The 18,962-nt window shown below is 52.6% G+C and carries 15 protein-coding genes; 10 read left to right on the plus strand and 5 right to left on the minus strand.

The features are described 5' to 3' along the window. Positions 1 to 127: 127 nt before the first annotated feature. A complete protein-coding gene (locus tag MK323_02495) occupies positions 128 to 1,303 on the plus strand; it encodes an aromatic ring-hydroxylating dioxygenase subunit alpha (GenBank protein ID MCH2481028.1) in 1,176 nt (391 codons plus the stop codon). A 34-nt stretch (positions 1,304 to 1,337) separates the two neighbouring features. Further along, complete coding sequence (locus MK323_02500) at positions 1,338 to 2,738, plus strand: aminotransferase (GenBank protein ID MCH2481029.1); 1,401 nt, start codon at positions 1,338 to 1,340, stop codon at positions 2,736 to 2,738. Positions 2,739 to 2,773: 35 nt separating this feature from the next. Here the strand turns inward: MK323_02500 and MK323_02505 are convergent, their stop codons facing one another. The 4 genes from MK323_02505 to MK323_02520 are packed head-to-tail and all read right to left on the minus strand — an operon-like array spanning position 2,774 to position 6,224. Continuing rightward, complete coding sequence (locus tag MK323_02505) at positions 2,774 to 3,616, minus strand: hypothetical protein (protein MCH2481030.1); 843 nt, start codon at positions 3,614 to 3,616, stop codon at positions 2,774 to 2,776. 26 nt (positions 3,617 to 3,642) lie between these two features. Beyond that, entirely contained in the window at positions 3,643 to 4,272 is a 630-nt protein-coding gene (locus MK323_02510; protein ID MCH2481031.1) for a thiol:disulfide interchange protein DsbA/DsbL, read from the minus strand. Positions 4,273 to 4,311: 39 nt separating this feature from the next. Next, positions 4,312 to 5,691 (minus strand): UDP-N-acetylmuramate:L-alanyl-gamma-D-glutamyl-meso-diaminopimelate ligase, encoded by a 1,380-nt coding sequence (mpl, locus tag MK323_02515; protein ID MCH2481032.1) that lies wholly within the window; start codon positions 5,689 to 5,691, stop codon positions 4,312 to 4,314. 5 nt (positions 5,692 to 5,696) lie between these two features. Then, entirely contained in the window at positions 5,697 to 6,224 is a 528-nt protein-coding gene (locus tag MK323_02520; protein MCH2481033.1) for a hypothetical protein, read from the minus strand. A 185-nt stretch (positions 6,225 to 6,409) separates the two neighbouring features. On the opposite strand from MK323_02520, the gene rnd reads away from it, so the two are divergent. The 7 genes from rnd to greA all read left to right on the plus strand — a co-directional run bounded on the left by rnd (position 6,410) and on the right by greA (position 15,465). Beyond that, entirely contained in the window at positions 6,410 to 7,516 is a 1,107-nt protein-coding gene (gene rnd / locus MK323_02525; protein ID MCH2481034.1) for a ribonuclease D, read from the plus strand. Between the two features lie 108 nt (positions 7,517 to 7,624). Beyond that, complete coding sequence (locus MK323_02530; protein MCH2481035.1) at positions 7,625 to 8,470, plus strand: universal stress protein; 846 nt, start codon at positions 7,625 to 7,627, stop codon at positions 8,468 to 8,470. A 183-nt stretch (positions 8,471 to 8,653) separates the two neighbouring features. Continuing rightward, on the plus strand, positions 8,654 to 9,631 hold the full coding sequence (locus MK323_02535) for a malate dehydrogenase (protein MCH2481036.1): 978 nt from the start codon (positions 8,654 to 8,656) through the stop codon (positions 9,629 to 9,631). Positions 9,632 to 9,680: 49 nt separating this feature from the next. Beyond that, on the plus strand, positions 9,681 to 10,478 hold the full coding sequence (dapB, locus tag MK323_02540; GenBank protein MCH2481037.1) for a 4-hydroxy-tetrahydrodipicolinate reductase: 798 nt from the start codon (positions 9,681 to 9,683) through the stop codon (positions 10,476 to 10,478). 125 nt (positions 10,479 to 10,603) lie between these two features. Next, positions 10,604 to 11,746, plus strand: coding sequence for a glutamine-hydrolyzing carbamoyl-phosphate synthase small subunit (gene carA / locus MK323_02545; GenBank protein MCH2481038.1), 1,143 nt, complete (start codon positions 10,604 to 10,606; stop codon positions 11,744 to 11,746). Further along, the gene (gene carB, locus MK323_02550) at positions 11,739 to 14,987 is read left to right on the plus strand and encodes a carbamoyl-phosphate synthase large subunit (GenBank protein MCH2481039.1); all 3,249 of its coding nucleotides are present in this window, start codon (positions 11,739 to 11,741) and stop codon (positions 14,985 to 14,987) included. The genes carA and carB overlap by 8 nt, the downstream gene beginning before the upstream one ends. Further along, positions 14,962 to 15,465 (plus strand): transcription elongation factor GreA, encoded by a 504-nt coding sequence (greA, locus tag MK323_02555; protein ID MCH2481040.1) that lies wholly within the window; start codon positions 14,962 to 14,964, stop codon positions 15,463 to 15,465. Before carB ends, greA begins: the two co-directional genes overlap by 26 nt. 21 nt (positions 15,466 to 15,486) lie before the next feature. Here the strand turns inward: greA and MK323_02560 are convergent, their stop codons facing one another. Next, a complete protein-coding gene (locus tag MK323_02560; GenBank protein MCH2481041.1) occupies positions 15,487 to 16,959 on the minus strand; it encodes an MFS transporter in 1,473 nt (490 codons plus the stop codon). 552 nt (positions 16,960 to 17,511) lie between these two features. On the opposite strand from MK323_02560, the gene MK323_02565 reads away from it, so the two are divergent. Further along, positions 17,512 to 18,921: a hypothetical protein gene (locus tag MK323_02565; protein MCH2481042.1), complete on the plus strand. Its 1,410-nt coding sequence runs from the start codon at positions 17,512 to 17,514 to the stop codon at positions 18,919 to 18,921. Positions 18,922 to 18,962 lie beyond the last annotated feature (41 nt).

The following is an 18,962-nucleotide window of genomic DNA, read 5'->3' on the forward strand; positions in this document are numbered from 1 at the left end:
GTATTCTGTTGCTCTCAAAGTAAGTCTGACCTCAGTTCTGTTGAAAAATGTGTTGAGCGGATCGACATATTTGCCATAGACTGATTCAATTCAGCGTAAAACGACTGCAGTATGAGAAAAAGATCCAATGCTTGAAACTCGTCGGAATGGTCGGATGCTTGCACCCTGGACCTACACCAGCGAGGAGTTGTGTGAACTTGAGATTGATCATATTTTCCGGCATCAGTGGATATTGGCTGGACATATATCTGAGCTGACCCAAACGGGGGATTATCTAACTTTCAATCTCGCCAAAGAGCGGGCTGTACTGGTCAGGGATGAAAGTGGTGAGATTCATGCTTTTCACAATGTCTGTCGCCACAGGGGATCTCGTGTGGCCCCGGATCGACAAGGTAACTGCGGTCATGTGCTTCGTTGCCCTTTTCATGGTTGGACATATCAGCTGAATGGAGCGCTGAAGAGCGTGCCCAGGCCTCAGGGCTTTCCAGAATTGAAAAAAGATCGTAATGCGCTGGTGCCTATAGATCTGGAAATATGGAATGGCTTCATATTTATCTGTTTTGAAGGCGCACAAGGCCGGTCTGTAGCCAATCAATTTGGTGTTATCAGCGAAAAAATCAGGCCATACAAATTAGAAGAGATGGTGCCCTGGGGTGTCGAATATGATGAAGTCATGGATTGCAACTGGAAATTCTTTCACGACGTAGACAACGAGGGTTACCACGTGCCAGTTGCGCATCCAGCACTGCACGAACTCTATGGACGAGACTACTGTGACATTTATCTGGGGGACGTGCCGATGACCACGGGTATGGTAGATGACTATCCAGCACGTAGCTGGAGTGTTTCGCGCTATAAGTCGCTGCTTCCCAGGCAGGCGCATCTGCCTGAGGAATTTCAGCGTTTGTGGCTTTATTTCGGTCTTTTCCCCAATACGGTGATCTACTTCTATCCGGAAAAAGCGGGCTTTTACATGTCACTGCCGCAGGGGGCGGCGACTACCCGGGTCATCAGCCGTGAGTACCGACTGCCCGGCGAAAACCGCGAGCTCGCGGCTGCACGATATCTCAGTGGGCGTATCGATCAAATCACTGGGCGCGAGGACCGGGATCTGGTACGCTGGCTGCAGGAAGCAGCCGACACCAGTGTATTCCCGTTGAATAATCTGTCTGACCTAGAAGACGGTGTCCTTCGGTTTCACCAGCAGTTAAAGGCCTTGGTTCCTGTAATGTCGCTTGAGGTATCACCGGCATTGAGCACCCTTGCCGACGTTAATGCCAACCTGCTCAAGAGCAGTAACTGACGACTTTGCAATTGAGTGCAATGCGGAGACTCCAATGACCATTTCAGATTTTGTCCCTGCTGACCTATCGGCCGTTCGTGAAATGGACGAACATGTCGTTCATCCCTGGGAGTCTTTTGATCGACCAAACACAAACCGTACGATTATTGGTTCAGGTGCGGGAGTGTATGTTTACGATGATCAGGGAAATCGATTGCTGGACGGACCAGGCGGTATGTGGTGTGTCAATGTGGGTCATGGCCGACAGGAGATCGCTGATGCGATGGCGGATCAGGCCGCTCAGTTGTCTTATATCAGCCCATGGAGTCATCCAACAGCACCGGCGGCGAGATTGGCTGATCGGTTGTCAAGCGTTGCACCTGGCGATCTTGATCATGTTTTCTATACCACCGGAGGTTCCACAGCAATCGACTCTGCACTTCGGTTTTGTCTGTTCTACAACAATGTACTGGGTCGGCCGGAAAAAAAACATATTATCACCCGTCATGATGCCTATCATGGCAGCACTTATCTTTCTGCCGCGGTGTGCGGTAAGCCGCGCGACAAGAACTGGCTGGATACCCAGCTCGACCAGGTCCACTTCGTTTCTTCTCCAAACAGCTACCGCAGTGCCGGGGGTCTGGATGAGGCGGCTTTCTGCCAGAAACTTATCGCTGAACTGGAAGGAAAAATTCTTGAAGTAGGGCCGGAACGTGTCGCCGCATTCATTGCAGAGCCGATACTGGCGTCAGGCGGCGTGATCGTACCCCCAACGGGCTACCATGCTGCCTGTCTGGAGGTTTGTCGCCGACACGACGTGATCTACATTTCTGACGAGGTTGTGACCGGCTTTGGGCGTCTCGGTGACTGGTTTGCGTCGGAGTCGGTATTTGATATCACGCCCGATATTATTACTTGTGCCAAAGGGCTAACCTCAGGTTACGTGCCTTTGGGTGCCGTGCTGATCTCAGATCGCCTCATTTTAAACGTGGGTGGTGATGGTGAGCGAGGTGCAGTGTTTTCTAATGGCTTTACCTACTCCGGTCATCCCGTATCCTGTGCCGCCGCATTGGCAAACATGGACATTATTGAAGGAGAGGGGCTGCTCGAACATGCTCGCGAAGTCGGGCCTTACCTGCAGCAGCAGCTGTCAACATTGATAGACCTGCCAATCGTAGGAAATATTCGGGGTCTCGGTCTGATGGGGTGTGTTGAGTGCGTTGTTGACCATGAGTCACGCCAGCCACTTATGCTGGATTATGAAGTTGGTAATCGAATTGATGTGCACTGCCAGAAGCTTGGTTTGTTGGTCCGGCCGCTGATCAATATGTGTGTGATGTCGCCACCCATCATCATCGATCATGAACAGATCGATGAGCTGATCCGAGTCTTACGATTGGGCATTGAACGGACCATTGACGATCTGGAGAAAGAAGGGATCTATCGGGCGTCGTAACTGTCTTTTTATCGATGGAGGTCCGGACGAGGTACTTAAGTTTCGGGATTGTTAGCCTCGGCATAGGCACGACAGGTCTGCCAGTCTTTGGAGTACAGCCTGTGAATCTGTTCAAGTAGTTCTTTGGGGATAAGCGGTTCGTTGTTCGTATAACGAGCAGGTACAAGCCCAGCGATCCCCAGTATGAAGTAACAGGACCACAGTCTGAGTCGTCGTCGTAAGCGATTAAACCTTCGGTTCGGGTTTTCTGATGGGGCCGGTCGAAAAACATAACGTCCAACGCTGCGCGACAGTTTTAATTGTTTTTCGCTCCAGGATAGATGGATTGGTCGGTGGTCTATCTTCTCATCATCGTAGGAAGTGTCAGTGAAGGCGGCAAGCTGTTTCATGAAGCCGGTTCGATCTTGTTGAAGATCTTCGTGAAACAGAACCAAGGGTTGTGAGCCGAAATGAATTTCTATCATCTCGATCATCCGCTTGAAACAAGGGCCACCTTTCCGCCAGTCGTTTCCCAGCAGTGTGCTCTGGTCCAGGAATTTCTCAAGCGGGAAAGAGCCGCCATTCTTGACGTAGCGGCGATAGTGGGATGCTATCCAGTCGTCATGACGCCTTAGAACTAGAATAACTTTCCCTGTGGGTTCATAGCCTGCGAATTCCAGAACTCTGTGTTCGAGCCTTTCGGCGGCTTCTCTGGAGACGAGGAATCTACCGCCCGGAGACTGCTCAATAATCTGCTGAAATTTCCAGTAACGGTTCCGATGGATATATTGAATGCCCTTGAGTTCCGGGAAGACGCGTTTCTGGAGATAGGTGGAGGCGGCTTTCGACAACCCTACATGAAAGAAAATGTCCTGCCGGCCTGGTATTGATTCAGTCAACTACTGCAGCTCTCCCCAAATCACTATTACTGCTGTCGTTCATCGCTGGCAACAGTGGCTAGATGATTGATCAGGTCTATAAGTTCGTTGTGACCACCCGCCTGAGAGACTTTGGTTCTGTACTTGCCGTCGATAATGATGGTGGGTACGCCGTCAGTTTCGTAACGTGGTGTCATATCCAGCGCGTGCGAGAGCATTGAGTCAACACCAAAAGAGGTAAAAGTGTCGAGCACAGAATTTCTATCTACGCCGTGTTCTGCAGCCCAGTTGGCGAACTGTTCAACGTTAACAATTCTTTTCCTTTCTTTATGGATAGCATCAAAATAGGGTTTATGCAGCTTATCTACAAGATCCAAGGCAACCAGCGTGTAGTACACACGCGCATCAAAGGACCAGGTTTGGTTTAATATGGCTGGCATACGGACAAACTCAACAAATTCCGGTTTGTTCTTAAGCCATTGTTTGAGGTAGGGCTCTAAACGATAGCAGTGCGGACAGCGGTACCAGAACAGTTCCAGTACCTCGACATTGTTGCCGGTATGAACTGGCTGAGCGGTGTTCAAGCGATGGTAGTTGACCCCCAGCGCGACCTCCTGGGCTGCTGCCTGTGCCCCGACCAACAACGACAGGGCCAGAACTAACCATTTTGTTCGCATCTTTTCTCTCCGTTATTAGAACGACGTTCTGCTTGAGAGTTAGGCTTCGGCACGATTGCGGAGTCGGTTCAGCAGTTGTGTTCTCAAGCCGCCAAAACTGCCGTTACTCATTGTCACAATCGTGTCATTGGGGAGGATCTGATCCATCACCGTTCCGGTAATATCAGAAACCTCGTCGCATATTTGTAGTGTAGTGTGCTCTGCGTGGGGTGCAAGTGAACCTGGATCCCAGCCAAGTTGTGGTACCCGCAAAATGACAGCGATGTCAGCGGCTTCAATGGCATGGCCCAGTGCCGTTAGGGGGTGGCCCTGTTTCATGGTGTTTGACCTGGGTTCAATGATGGCGATCAGCCGATTTCGACCTGCACGAATTCTCAGCGCATCCAGAGTCGCTCTGATGGCGGTCGGGTGATGTGCGAAGTCGTCATATAGCTGCACACCATCTGGGGTTTGTATCACGAGTTCAAGGCGCCGCTCGGGCAGCTTGAATGATGCCAGGGCCGCACAGGCCGATGCGCCGGGAATGCCGAGGGCGTGTGCGGCAGCAATTGCAGCCAGTGCATTGGCTTGATTGTGCGCGCCGACGAGGTGCCAGTTAACGGTGCCATGTTCTTCACCGCGGTACATGATCTGAAATTGCTCGTGCCCACCATCATGTACAAGGTGCCACTCACAGTTGGATTGGGCATCACAGCTGAAACGTTCGATCGGCGTCCAGTATCCTGCCGAGAGGGTGTGTTGCAGACCAGGACTGTCACCGTTCGTGATAATAAGACCGTCGGGCGGTACCATACGAATCAGATGATGAAACTGTCTTTCGATGTCCTCGATTGAATTGAAGATATCGGCGTGGTCGAATTCCAGATTGTTGAGTACTGCAACATCGGGGCGGTAGTGGACAAATTTAGAACGCTTATCAAAAAAAGCGGTGTCGTATTCGTCTGCTTCGACTACAAAAATATCTCCACGGCCGAGCCGAGCCGATACGTCAAAGTTTCCCGGTACACCACCTATCAAAAATCCTGGCACAAGGCCGCATTGGTCGAGAATATGTGCCAGTATGGCACTGGTTGTCGTTTTACCATGCGTGCCGGCGACAGCCACTACCTTTCGTTCTTTTAGAATGTTTGCGTACAGCCATTCTGGTCCGGAAGTGTACGGCAGCCGTTTCTCTAGCATCGCCTCGACTTCTTTATTTCCACGGGAAAGTGCATTACCCACCACCACCAGGTCGGGTCGTGGTGACAGATGAGTTGCCCGGTAGCCTGGAGAGACTTCAATATTGTGTTCAGCCAGGAGCGTGCTCATGGGAGGGTAGGGATTGGTGTCAGAACCACTGACCTTATGCCCCATGTTGCGGGCCAATATCGCTAATCCGCCCATGAATGTGCCACAGATTCCCAGAACGTGGAGGTGCACGGTGTTTAAGGTGAAGGAGAGCCTATCAGCATGGATATGATAAAAAGCACCGTCGCCTGACAGGCGATCACCAGCAGGATTGAACCTCCGATTCCGATTTCCATTGCCTGGCGTAAAATCGATGCCATGACGGTTAGTGACCAGATTGCTATAGCAGCGACAATGACCAGTGGTAGGGTCACCACCAGTAGTCCCGTATCCGGGGACACCAGGGATTCTTGCCAGCCAAAAAGCGGTAATGTGAGCAGTTGCAGTACAGTGGTTGCACCGAAAATTCCAGTGAGAGTCTGTACCCAACGTTCGGGTCGCCCTTTGATTTTGAGCGCCAGCCAAATTATGCCGCTGAAAAGAATGATCTGACAGCCTGACAGCAGAAGCCCTCTTATAAAACCTTCTTCTGGTGCTGCGTTGGCAGCTGCACTGAGAACAGCCGCCAGGCCGGTGAAAAGGAGCAGCGATTCAGATCTCGGAATGTTTTCCGTCTGCTGTCTGAAAAGACAAAGTTCGATGAACAGACGTAGGTAATTAATCATATCTGGATAGAAAACACGGAGGTGTATGTCTCATACCGACCACAGTAACGCTAATGATATCATTTCTTCATGGCAGATCAGTTTCTCTACGCATCTCTGATGCGACGCTGTCTCAATCACGGTCCCTAAATTCATTCACTAGATCAGCATGCAAAGACCTTTTTTGAGCCTGAAGTATTTAACACATGACAGAACTGATTCAGACACCTGACGCATTGGACCAGGTCTGTGAGGGCATGTCTCGTTCGCCCTGGGTTGGCGTTGATACCGAGTTCGAGCGAATTCGAACGTACCATCCCAGGCTTTGCCTGATTCAGCTTTCGACGCCGCATCAGACCGTCTGTATCGATCCGCTCGCAGGCCTTGATTTCACGCCAGTAGCCCGTCTGCTGGGCCGTGATGGGCCGTTGAAAATTATTCATTCGGCGCGGCAAGACCTCGAAGTGATCAACCATGAAATCGATGTGGTTCCATCGCCCTTGTTTGATACGCAGATTGCAGCTGCGTTTTGTGGATTCGGTGAACAGGTGGGTTATGGAACACTTGTAGAAGCAATCTGCGACATTAAATTGGCCAAGGGCTATACGCGGACAACCTGGTGCAAACGCCCGCTCAGTACAAACCAGATCGCATATGCACTGGACGATGCCAGGTACCTTGGCAGATTGTATGAATATCTGGATCGAGATCTGCAGAGTTCTCAACGCCTGTCCTGGGCGCAAGAAGAATTCAACACCCTGGCAAGCACAGATATGCTGGGTGCATCTGAATCAGCAGCAATCGAGAAAATCTCCAACGCAGCACGGGGTCTGACCCAGGTAGGCCAGAGTATCGCCAATGCATTGGCGAAGTGGCGTGAACAGGCTGCAAGGCAGTGCAACCAACCCAGGCAGTGGTTGCTATCGAATGATCAGTTACTGAGCATTGCAGCAGCGGCCCCGCTTTCTGTTAGCGAGCTTATGCAGGTTGACGGTGTGGCGTCAGAATTCTGCAAACGCTGGGGTGAAGCCGTCATCGCTGTTGTTAAATGTGGTCGTGTCCAGGCTGCTCAATATCCGGTTCGCGGGCGTGCGCGGAAGTTGCCACCCAGACAGAAAGCGCTGGATAAGTTGCTGTGGAAAGAATTGCAAAAGATCAGCGAGGCCGCCAGTCTGTCGCCGTCAGTTATTGCCAGACGGGATGATATTCGGGCGCTGGCTGCTGGCAAAAGGGATCTTCTGCTGTTAAGAGGGTGGCGCGTCGAGATTGCCGGTAAAGCTTTATTGCGCTGTATCAATAGATTTATCAATTAAATTTGCGTTGCGTCAACAGATATATCAACTAAGGGTCTACACGTGCCATACCCTTGGGTACAATAATCTCGACAAGTACCGAGGATGGGTTATCCGAGGAGGCTGCAAATGATACGCCACTATACGATTCTTTTACCGTTCAACAACACTCAACCAACAGCAACAGTCGTGGATGCTGCCCGACAGATGGCTGGATCCCAAGGCTACATTGAAGGTGCGTTTTGCCGCCAAGTGTTGCCTATCATCGCTGGGGAAGGTATCACCCTGCCGGGGGACTATCTGGCCGAATTTGAGGAAGAAGGTCGTCAGCAGGCTGAAGCCGCGCGGCTGAAGTTTCTTGAGCTACTGGATGCGAACGACATTCCACTTGGAGACCTGAATGCTTCGGGTTTACGCGCGGGCTGGACTGAGATGGTTGGGTCTGGTCCCGAGGGAATCGGAGAATACGGCAGACTGTTTGACCTGGTGATCCTGGGTCGGTCGGTAGAAGACTCAGCTGTCGATTGGAAGACGACCGCCGAAGCTGTGATGTTTGACAGCGGCCGGCCACTTTTGATTGTAGGCGACGAGATTCCTGCAACTATTGGCCGAAAGATACTGCTGGCCTGGAACGGCAGTACCGAAACTGCCAGGACACTGACTGGTGCCATGTCTATTCTGACAGACATCGATGAGGTGCTCGTGGTTACAGTCGAGGGCGCCGTGGTCTCGGGCCCTGCCGGTGAAGACATTTGTCGGCACCTAAAAGCCAGCGGAATCTCGTCCACGGCTCGGACAATTGACCGTGGTACAGGCGGCATTGGCCAGGCATTTCTGGAGGCGGCAGATCAGTTTGCAGCCAACTTAATTATTAAGGGTGCATTTACACATTCGCGCCTGAGACAACTGATATTCGGTGGGGCAACAAGTGAGCTGATCAAGGGCTCTACCGTGCCCATTCTGCTGTCTCACTGACTGTCATGGATGTTGATATCGGTTCCGGGCCTAAGTGATTTAGTATCCGGGTCCTACGTGGGTGTCCACTTGTCGGGTTGGGGACTCAGGAAGTAGGCGTTAGAATCTGGGCCGTACCCACAACCGGCCAATTCCAGCCGGAATTCGTCTTTTGGTTTGCCACCACGTTCTCGGAGTCCCTGTATGAAACCACCCGTTCGAGTCGCAGTAACCGGTGCAGCCGGCCAGATCAGTTATGCCCTTTTGTTCAGGATCGCGTCGGGTGACATGCTCGGGCACGATCAGCCGGTCATATTGCAACTGCTGGAAATACCGCCAGCCATGGAGGCTTTGCAGGGAACGGTCATGGAAATAGAAGACGCTGCCTTTCCGTTGGTGCAGGGCATTGTTGCCAGTGACGAACCGGAGGTCGCCTTCGGCGATGCCGATTTTGCAATGCTCGTCGGCGCCAGGCCGCGCGGTCCGGGTATGGAAAGGAAGGATCTGCTGACAGAAAATGCGCGTATTTTTTCTGTTCAGGGTGCTGCAATCAATGCCGTTGCAAGCCGGGATATTCGCGTGCTGGTTGTCGGTAACCCCGCCAATACGAATGCACTCATAGCTGCATCCAATGCACCCGGCCTCGACCGGCGTCAGTTTACCGCGATGACACGGTTGGATCACAACCGAGCCATCAGTCAGCTCGCCGCGCAGACCGGCAAGCCGTCAACCACCATTACCCGAATGTCAATCTGGGGTAATCACTCTGCAACCCAATACCCTGATATTAGTCATGCTTTGATCTCAGGATCACCCGCGATTGAGTTGGTTGACCAGGCCTGGGTAGTGGATGACTTTATTCCGACAGTTCAACAGCGTGGTGCTGCCATCATCAAGGCAAGGGGTGCATCCAGTGCAGCATCAGCTGCGTCTGCCGCTGTTGATCATGTGCGGACCTGGGTTCAGGGTACACCGGAGAATGACTGGGTCAGTATGGCCATACCATCTGACGGAAGCTATGGTATCAGTGACGGGCTGATTTACTCTTACCCGGTAATATGTTCAGGCGGGCACTACGAAATTGTCCAGGCATTGGAGGTCGATGAGTTCAGCCAGGCGAGAATGTCGGAGACTGAACAGGAACTGCTTGAAGAGCGCGATGGCGTGAGTGATCTTCTTTAATGGGGCTGTCATCGGCCAGTCTCCCAGGTTCAGTACGAGGCGCAACGACATGATCCAGTTGGCTATAGCAGGTGCTGCCGGAAGAATGGGGCGAACCCTGATCGAAGCAGCGCACGAAAACCCACAGACGCAGGTTGTACATGGGTTTGAACAGCCCGGCAGCAGCCATATCGGTCGTGATGCCGGGGAACTGACCGGGATTGGCACTAATGGTGTCAGCATAACAGACCATATCGGCAGTATAGACTTCGATACCCTGGTGGAATTCACATCGCCAGCTGCCACGGTTGAACACATCGAATATTGCCGAGCGAATCGCCGACAGATTGTGATAGGAACTACCGGTTTCAGTGAGCAGGATCAAGAAAAGATCGAACAGGCAGCGCAGGATATCGCGATAGTTCTGGCACCGAACATGAGTGTTGGCGTTAACCTGTGTCTAAAACTGTTGGAAGTTGCGGCTGAAGTGCTCGGTGATTCGGTGGATATAGAAATCATTGAGGCGCATCACCGTACCAAAGTCGATGCCCCGTCAGGTACGGCCTTGCGGATGGGAGAAGTAATCGCTGCAGCGCTCGATCGGACATTGGCGGACAACGGGGTATTTTCGCGTCATGGACGGACCGGTGTGCGGGGCGACAAGGACATCGGTTTTGCAACGATCCGTGCCGGAGACATCGTCGGGGAGCACAATGTGATGTTTGCCAGCAGCGGGGAACGAATCGAAATTTCGCATAAAGCAACCAGTCGTATGGTGTTTGCTCATGGGGCGTTGCGGGCTGCAGTCTGGCTGTCACAGCAGGAGCCCGGTCTTTACAGCATGGAAAACGTGCTGGGCCTTGGATAGAAGACGAGTTGTACCGCGTGAGCGCTTTCACTATAATGTCGATCCCAATATGAGGTATCGCTTTAAGTTGAGAAAAAGAGGAAGCAGGCGCTTCCTCTTTTTTTTGTGCCTTCAATCAGGAGGTCATGCTGACTGATCCAGCGTTACTGGCTCTCGAGGACGGAACGGTCTTCGAGGGTGTTTCGATTGGGGCTGTGGGTGAGAGATCAGGAGAGGTTGTTTTCAATACCTCCATGACCGGTTATCAGGAAATTGTCTCCGACCCCTCGTATGCCCGGCAGATCGTCACGCTGACTTATCCCCAAGTCGGTAACACCGGCGTAAATCAGGAGGATTATGAATCCGACCACCCATGGCTGTCCGGGCTGGTCATCCGGTCATTGCCTCAGGTAATTAGCAACTATAGATCGGAAAGTTCGCTCTCTGAATTGCTTATAAAGCACGGCGTGATCGGTATTTGTGGCATCGATACCCGGAAACTGACACGTTTGTTGCGCATGAAAGGCAGTCAGAATGCCTGCTTGCAGGCCGGTGAGGTCGATCAGGCGCAAGCCCTTGCCCGGGCGAGGAAATTTCCGGGCCTTAAGGGGATGGACCTTGCCCGCGAGGTCAGCACGTCTTCAGCTTATCATTGGTATCAGAGTGTCTGGCGGCCGGTTAACGACTATCGGAAACAGCCAAATAAGCGCTATCGTGTGACAGCTTATGATTTCGGGATTAAGCGCAATATTCTGCGGCTTTTAGTCGAACGCGGTTGTGAAGTGAGTGTGGTCCCGGCTGATACCTCGGCAGAAGATGTACTCCGCTCAGGGCCGGAGGGTGTGTTCCTGTCCAATGGCCCGGGGGATCCGGAACCCTGTGTCTATGCTATCGACGCTATACGGGAGATACTGCGCTCGGGTACACCCGTGTTTGGCATCTGTCTGGGCCACCAGTTATTGGCCTTGGCGGCCGGTGCCCGCACGTTGAAGATGAAGTTTGGCCATCATGGTGCCAACCACCCAGTGATCGACCTGGACAGCCAGCGGGTCTTCATTACCAGCCAGAATCACGGTTTTGCGGTGGATCCGGACACCCTGCCTCAAACAGTCCGGGTAACTCATCGGTCACTGTTTGATCAGTCAATTCAGGGGATCGAGCTGATCGACCACAGGGCCTTCTCGTTTCAGGGGCATCCTGAAGCGAGTCCAGGACCACAGGATATCTGTGCCCTGTTTGATCGATTTGTCGACATGATGGCTTCCCAGCCGGAACTGGCCTGTGCCTAGAAGGAACGATCTGGACTCGATCCTGATTATAGGAGCGGGTCCGATTGTGATAGGCCAGGGCTGTGAGTTCGACTACTCAGGCGTCCAAGCTTGCAAGGCATTGCGGGAAGAGGGGTACCGCATTGTACTGGTCAATTCAAATCCAGCCACGATCATGACAGATCCCGAGTTTGCCGACGCGACCTATATCGAGCCGGTTCATTGGCAGTCGATCGCGGCGGTAATTGAGAAGGAGCGTCCCGATGCCCTGTTGCCGACAATGGGTGGGCAGACCGGGCTGAATTGTTCGCTTGACCTCGCTCGAGAAGGTGTCTTGGACCGGTACGGTGTCGAGATGATCGGGGCCAACCGTAAGGCAATCGACAAGGCGGAAGACCGGCAGGCTTTCCGGGATGCGATGGCAGCCATTGGCCTCGAAACTGTTCCCGGACAGCTTGCGCACTCGATGGCTGAGGCGTTATCGGCTCTAGAGCAGACTGGCTTCCCGGCAATTATCAGACCTAGCTTTACCCTCGGTGGTAGCGGGGGCGGTATTGCGCACGATGAGGCCGAATTCCAAGCTATTTGTGAGAGAGGCCTGGATGCTTCACCCACGAATGAGCTTTTGGTCGAAAAGTCGATCGTTGGATGGAAGGAATACGAGATGGAAGTCGTTCGTGATTGTCGCGACAACTGTATCGTAGTTTGTTCGATTGAAAATATTGATGCAATGGGTGTACATACCGGCGACTCGATCACTGTTGTCCCGGCGCAGACGCTGACTGATAAAGAATATCAACTGATGAGGAATGCCAGTATCTCGGTGTTACGCGAAATTGGTGTCGATACTGGGGGTTCGAACGTCCAGTTCGCAGTAAATCCTGAGGATGGGCGCATGGTGGTTGTGGAAATGAATCCCAGGGTTTCCAGGTCATCAGCTCTGGCTTCAAAGGCCACGGGATTTCCGATCGCTAAGATCGCGGCAAAACTCGCAGTTGGCTACACCCTGGACGAATTGGCCAATGACATTACCGGTGGTGCGACACCGGCATCTTTTGAACCCACCATCGACTATGTCGTCACCAAGATTCCACGATTTGATTTTGAGAAGTTTCCCCAGGCTGATACTTCTCTCACTACACAGATGAAATCCGTCGGTGAGGTGATGGCCATCGGTCGGACGTTTCAGGAATCTTTTCAGAAAGCACTACGCAGCCTTGAAATCGGTCGAGCCGGGCTCGATCCCGTGGCGCCGCCCGAGTCGGGTAACAGTGCCGACACGGCACGCTTTGAACAGGCGCTCTCTGTGCCGAATTCCGATCGGATCTGGAGCATAGGTGATGCGTTCCGGTCAGGCATGACCATTGACCAGGTTTACGACCTCACTCGGATTGACCGCTGGTTTCTAGCCGAAATTAAGGACCTGATTGAAACGGAAAAACTTATCCAGTTCACACCTGTCGGGGATATTAATTCGAAACAGTTGCGGTTGTGGAAGTCCAAAGGATTTTCCGATATTCGCTTGGCTGCATTACTGGGTATGACAGAAACCGGGATAAGGCAGATGCGTCATGATCTGAATGTGCATCCGGTCTACAAGCGGGTGGATTCGTGTGGCGGTGAGTTCGCTACACCGACGGCTTACATGTACTCCACTTATGAGGTTGAATGTGAGGCCGAACCCATGGATACCGACAAGATCATTATCCTGGGCGGAGGACCCAATCGAATCGGTCAGGGTATTGAGTTTGATTACTGCTGCGTCCATGCGGCAATGGCGCTTAGAGAGCGGGGTTACCAGACGATCATGGTCAACTGTAACCCGGAGACGGTATCTACTGACTACGACACATCGGATCGGCTTTATTTTGAGCCGCTTGCCCTGGAAGACGTACTGGAGATTGTACGCGTCGAAAAACCGACCGGTGTGATCGTGCAGTATGGTGGCCAGACACCTCTCAATCTGGCGAAGGATCTGGAGGCTGCGGGTGTGCCTATCATCGGCACTTCACCTGAATCGATCCACCAGGCTGAAGACCGTGCGTACTTTCAGGCATTGTTAAACGATCTTGATCTTGCCCAGCCCCCCAATCGCACAGCTTCGGATGAAAAAACAGCGCTGGCGAAAGCAGAAGACCTCGGTTATCCGATTATTGTGCGACCCTCGTATGTTTTGGGTGGGCGGGCGATGGAAATTGTCTATAGCCGCAATGAGCTTCAACGCTACTTCAGTCATGCGATCAGGGTATCGAATGAGTCTCCTGTTCTGTTAGATCGATTCCTCAGTGATGCTATCGAGGTGGATATCGACGTTGTCTGCGATGGGAGAGAAGTCATGATTGGCGGTGTGATGGAGCATATAGAGGAGGCCGGTGTCCATTCAGGAGACTCTGCGTGTGCACTGCCGCCATTCAGTCTTTCCAGTGACACTCAGACCGAGCTTCGCAGGCAATCCCGCGAATTGGCACTGGCACTGGGGGTTGTGGGCTTGATGAATGTCCAGTTTGCAGTGAAAAATGGTGATATTTATGTTCTGGAGGTTAATCCTCGAGCGTCACGTACGGTACCTTTTGTGTCCAAGGCGACATCCAGACCATTGGCCAAGATAGCGGCTCGGTGCATGGTCGGCGAGTCGCTTGCCCAGCAGGGCGTAGTGTCTACAGTCACGCCACCGTACTTTTCACTCAAGGAAGCGGTGTTTCCATTCGTCAAGTTTCCGGGGGTAGATCCTCTGCTGGGTCCGGAAATGAAAAGCACTGGGGAGGTGATGGGTGTCGGCGCAACCTTGGGCGAAGCTTTTGATAAAGCGCAACGGGCAGCTGGTATGTTTATTCCGGCAACGGGCACTGTGTTAATCAGTGTAAAAACTACTGATCAGCCGGCTGTGGTGGATGTTGCCCGGTATCTGTCTATCAACGGGTTCAGACTGATGGCGACAGAAGGGACGGCGGAAACCTTGGAGGCTGCAGGTATACCGTCCAGCATGATCAGGAAGGTGAGCGAAGCCCACCCCAATGTTGCAGACAGTATTCGAGACGATGAATTTGATTTAATCATCAACACCACAGCCAGTCGACACAGTCGCCGGGATTCCCAGACTATTCGCCGGCTTGCGCTGATATACAAGGTCCCCTATTACACGACGTTGGCCTCGGCTCGCGCGGCATGCGAAGCCCACAGGAGCAGTAGTCAAATGTTGGTAAACAGGCTACAGTCTCTTCACGAGGCATGTGTATATGACACGGGTACTTTTAACGACTGACGGCGAGATACGACTGCAGAAGGAATTGCAGCAGCTCAAGCGCGTAGATCGTCCCAATATTATCTCGGCCATTGCCGAGGCCCGCGCCCATGGTGATTTATCGGAGAATGCCGAGTACCATGCGGCGAAGGAGCAACAAGGGTTTATCGAAGGCAGGATTACAGAACTCGAGTCTAAACTTGCCAGTGCTGAGGTGGTTGATCCCACCAAACTGAATTTTCAGGGAAAGGTTGTGTTCGGGACATTGGTGGATTTGTGGGAAGAAGCCGGGGACCGGGAGGTAACCTACCAAATTGTGGGTGAGTTGGAGGCTGATATTGATCAGGGACTGATTTCTCACAATTCGCCCATTGCAAAGGCCATCATCGGTAAATCTGCCGGCGATGAAATCGAATTCACGGCACCTGGTGGTGCCCGCCGGTACGAGATTCTTGCCGTTCGTACCACACCGGCTGACGCAGGCGGCTCAGATCACTAAATTCTGTCGATCAAAAAGTGCTCAACTGTCTTGAGGTTTCTCACGCGCATCATCTCCGGATATCACTGTCTGATCAGTCTGTGACAGCAGACCAGGTGTCTTAATGGTGATCTCCTGTTGCCCGTCCTCCGCGTGATCGGTTGGTTTGGTGGCTTCAGCGGAATCCGAAAAAGGGACTGTGTCCGGCCCTTCATCATAGTAGTCGCCCACCTCTGCCCGTGGGTCGAGTTCGCTAACAACACCTGGGGCCTGCCCCTCTGGCTGTGGAACGTAGGGTTCTTTCCCGGCTATGGGTACCCACGGACGGATGCGAATACGCCAGATGATGAACAGTCCGAATGCGAGGCCCGCTGTAATAATGAATACAAACAAACCTCGAGCACCAGTGACTCTCATGGCTAATGAACTGATCAGTGGTCCGCTGACCGCGCCGATGGCATAGAAAAGTACAAACCCCCCGCTTGCTGAAACAACATCGGTGGAGTCAAGATAGTCGTTTGCATAAGCCACGCAGAGTGGATACATGGTTGACGACAGGCCAAAGAAGATGCTAACAGCAATCATAATCAGCCAGAAATTCAAAACTGGACCCAGCAGCAGCACCGTCGCTGGAATGAGAAGTAACAGCGTAATGCAGAAAAGAACCGTACGTCGGTCGAACCGGTCTGACAGTCGACCCACGGGTAGCTGCAGCAGTAATCCACCCACCAGTGCCGCAGTCATCACGCTGGCGATATGGTTGACGCTCAATCCGATTTCGTGGGCATAGACCGGGCCTAGTCCCCACCAGGAACTGCCGATCATCCCCGCGACAAGGCAGCCAATGACAGCGGTTGGAGACACGTCAAACAGTTTACGGAGATCGACATTAGGCTTCTCGACCGGGTCAGGATGCGTGGCACGGGTCAGAGCAACAGGAACCAGTGCTAGGGCCAGCATTATGCCGACCAGCAGAAAAAGTTCCGACCCGCTGGGATCACCCAGCTGAAGCGTTTGTTGCCCCAATGCTGAGGCTGCATAACCGATCGTGATGTAGACCGCCATGACGGCACCGCGGCCCTGGTTTGTTGAGCGGTTATTGAGCCAGCTTTCGACCACAACGAAGAGCCCCGCGATGGCTATACCCATGGCAACCCGCAAGACTACCCAGACCCACGGGATTGGAATGAGTAACACCAGCAGTGTGCAGATCGAGGCGATAGCAGCCAGGGCGGAAAAGGCCCGGATGTGGCCGACCCGGTTGATCAGCGAACCCGAACGGAAAGTACCGATTGCAAATCCAAGGAAGTAGGCGGACATCATCAGGCCAACCAGTTCGTTTGGGTAACCTTCTATTTTTGCTCGCAACGCCAGCAGCGTCGTAAAGATGCTGTTACCGAACATCAGGAAGGCAACGGACAGCATCAGCGAAGACAGGCTTCGCAATAAAGTGAGGGCGTAGCGCACGGGTGCCGTTCCGTAGGGGTCGGTGAGGTCGCGAAGTGTACGCTTCACGTATCTGGACTGGAAGTGGTTTTACTGAAAAATTTGTTGCTGTAGCTAGTTTAGGAACTGGTCACGATACAGCCGGTTCCTGGTTGTGTTGTTTGGACGGGTGCCTGTGCGGGTCAGCCAGACGAATCGCAGGCAGACTTAGGTGTACCTTACCGGTCGAAACCCAGTCGAGGAGTTAAAGAGATGGGTGGGGATTGGAAGTAAAACACTTTGTGTTAGGACCGGACGCCCGCGGTGACGAGCCTGGCTGCCGGGCCGGTTCAAGGCAACCGAGGCTATGGGGTCGGAACAGGTGGTGGGTGAGTCGGTCTGAAGGCTCCCACAGCGGTTGGGACAAAACCCAATTGCATCTCTTGGTTCTCGAAAATCAGGGTGTGAGTCGTTGCTTTCTAGGATTAAAATTCTATTTATTTTGCTATATACGGCACACTCCATTGGGAAACTACCCAAAATAGGGCCATGGAAACAATCTGGGCAAAATCAGTGACAGATTTGCCCAAAAATCAATTATCCTCACAGGTGCTGCTGAATAAACGGAAGCTGAACAAACCGATGGTATCCGAGAAAAGTGCTTTACTTGAGCAGATTGAGCATTATTGCCAGACCGCTAGTATTGCGGAATCGACCTTCGGCTTTTTGGTGGTGAACGACGGTAAGCTCTGCAGTCGCTTGCGCGGTGGCAAGGATGTCACCCTGGCCACGGCCCAGAAAATCCAGTCCTACATCAGCCAGAAAATGCCGGACGACGTGGCTTCTGTCCGCGGCAAATCTATCAATCGGCAAGATGTACCTACTGTTACCCGACCCACAGTCCAATCAGAGTCCCGCGTGTCGTCAAGGAAACACCGACCTTTTCGTTTTTACGATAACCGACAGAAATACCTCGCTTTTATCAATACCTGTAATGAGAAATGGAAAATCGCTGAGCGTGCTGCCGCGGAACTGGCACACGTTCAACCCACACCACCTGCTTTTCGACTTTTTGATGCCGGTTCGGGTGATGGCACCCTAATGAGTCATTTGATGCGTGCAATGCATCGCCGGTTCCCGACCATGCCGTTCTTTGTGGTGGGTAAGGAAATCAGCCTGGAGGATGTTCGGCTGTGCCTTGAAAAACTTCCTGACAGATTTGTAGAACATCCTGCCAGCGTCGTGATTCTGACTAATCTGTACTACTCCGAAGCACCGTGGCTGATGCCAAGAGATGTGGCTAAGGCCGCGGCTTTGAATTGGCAGGAGATAGAACTGGAGGGCAGTTCGTCTTACGAATATGGCGAGCAACTGAGAGCGCTCGACAGTCTTCTAGTGGACGGCTGGCAAACAAAAGCCAGTGAAAAAACGGGAAACCCGACTTACGTGCGACCGTCCGTTCTCGTGCTCTACCGGGCCGATAACCGGTTTCTACTAGACAGTGTCATTCCGCAGCGGGGTCAGGTGCGGGGAGATTACGATCTGTTGTTGGCCTCACAGCCCTGGCGAAACCGAATGAGCCTTGATTTTAAGGTCGGCAAAATACTCGCACCATTGGTCCGTAGCCTGGGCCCCGGTGGACGTCTGCTGGCGGTTCAGTCTTATGGTCATGATCCGAGTTCGGAATTGATTAACCAGATCTGGCCCGAAGAACAGATAACCGGCCAGAATCGACATGAACTCATTGCGGCCTTGAAAGAAGAATTGGCGCGGGATGCCCGTTTGTTCAATTTCAATGCGGGTTCCGATGCACGATCGGTATTCAGTTACCGGATGCATACTCTGCCGGATGAGATATCAAGCAGTATTGGCACTTCGACCCTGTTTGCGGCCTGGAACGCAGCAATTTATGTGGCGCAGATAGAAGATGAGCGTCTGGAGTCCGTGGTTTCAACCGGCAAATATTTGGAGATAACGGCCAAAGCACTCCAGGAGCACAACGGCCTTTGGTTTAATGATGAGTCCTTTGTTGTATCACGCCGACGAAAGTAAGACTTAAAATCAGTCCGGGGTGTCCTGACAATCCGCAGTGG

It is taken from the genome of Gammaproteobacteria bacterium (assembly GCA_022450155.1).
Taxonomy (GTDB): domain Bacteria; phylum Pseudomonadota; class Gammaproteobacteria; order Arenicellales; family UBA868; genus REDSEA-S09-B13.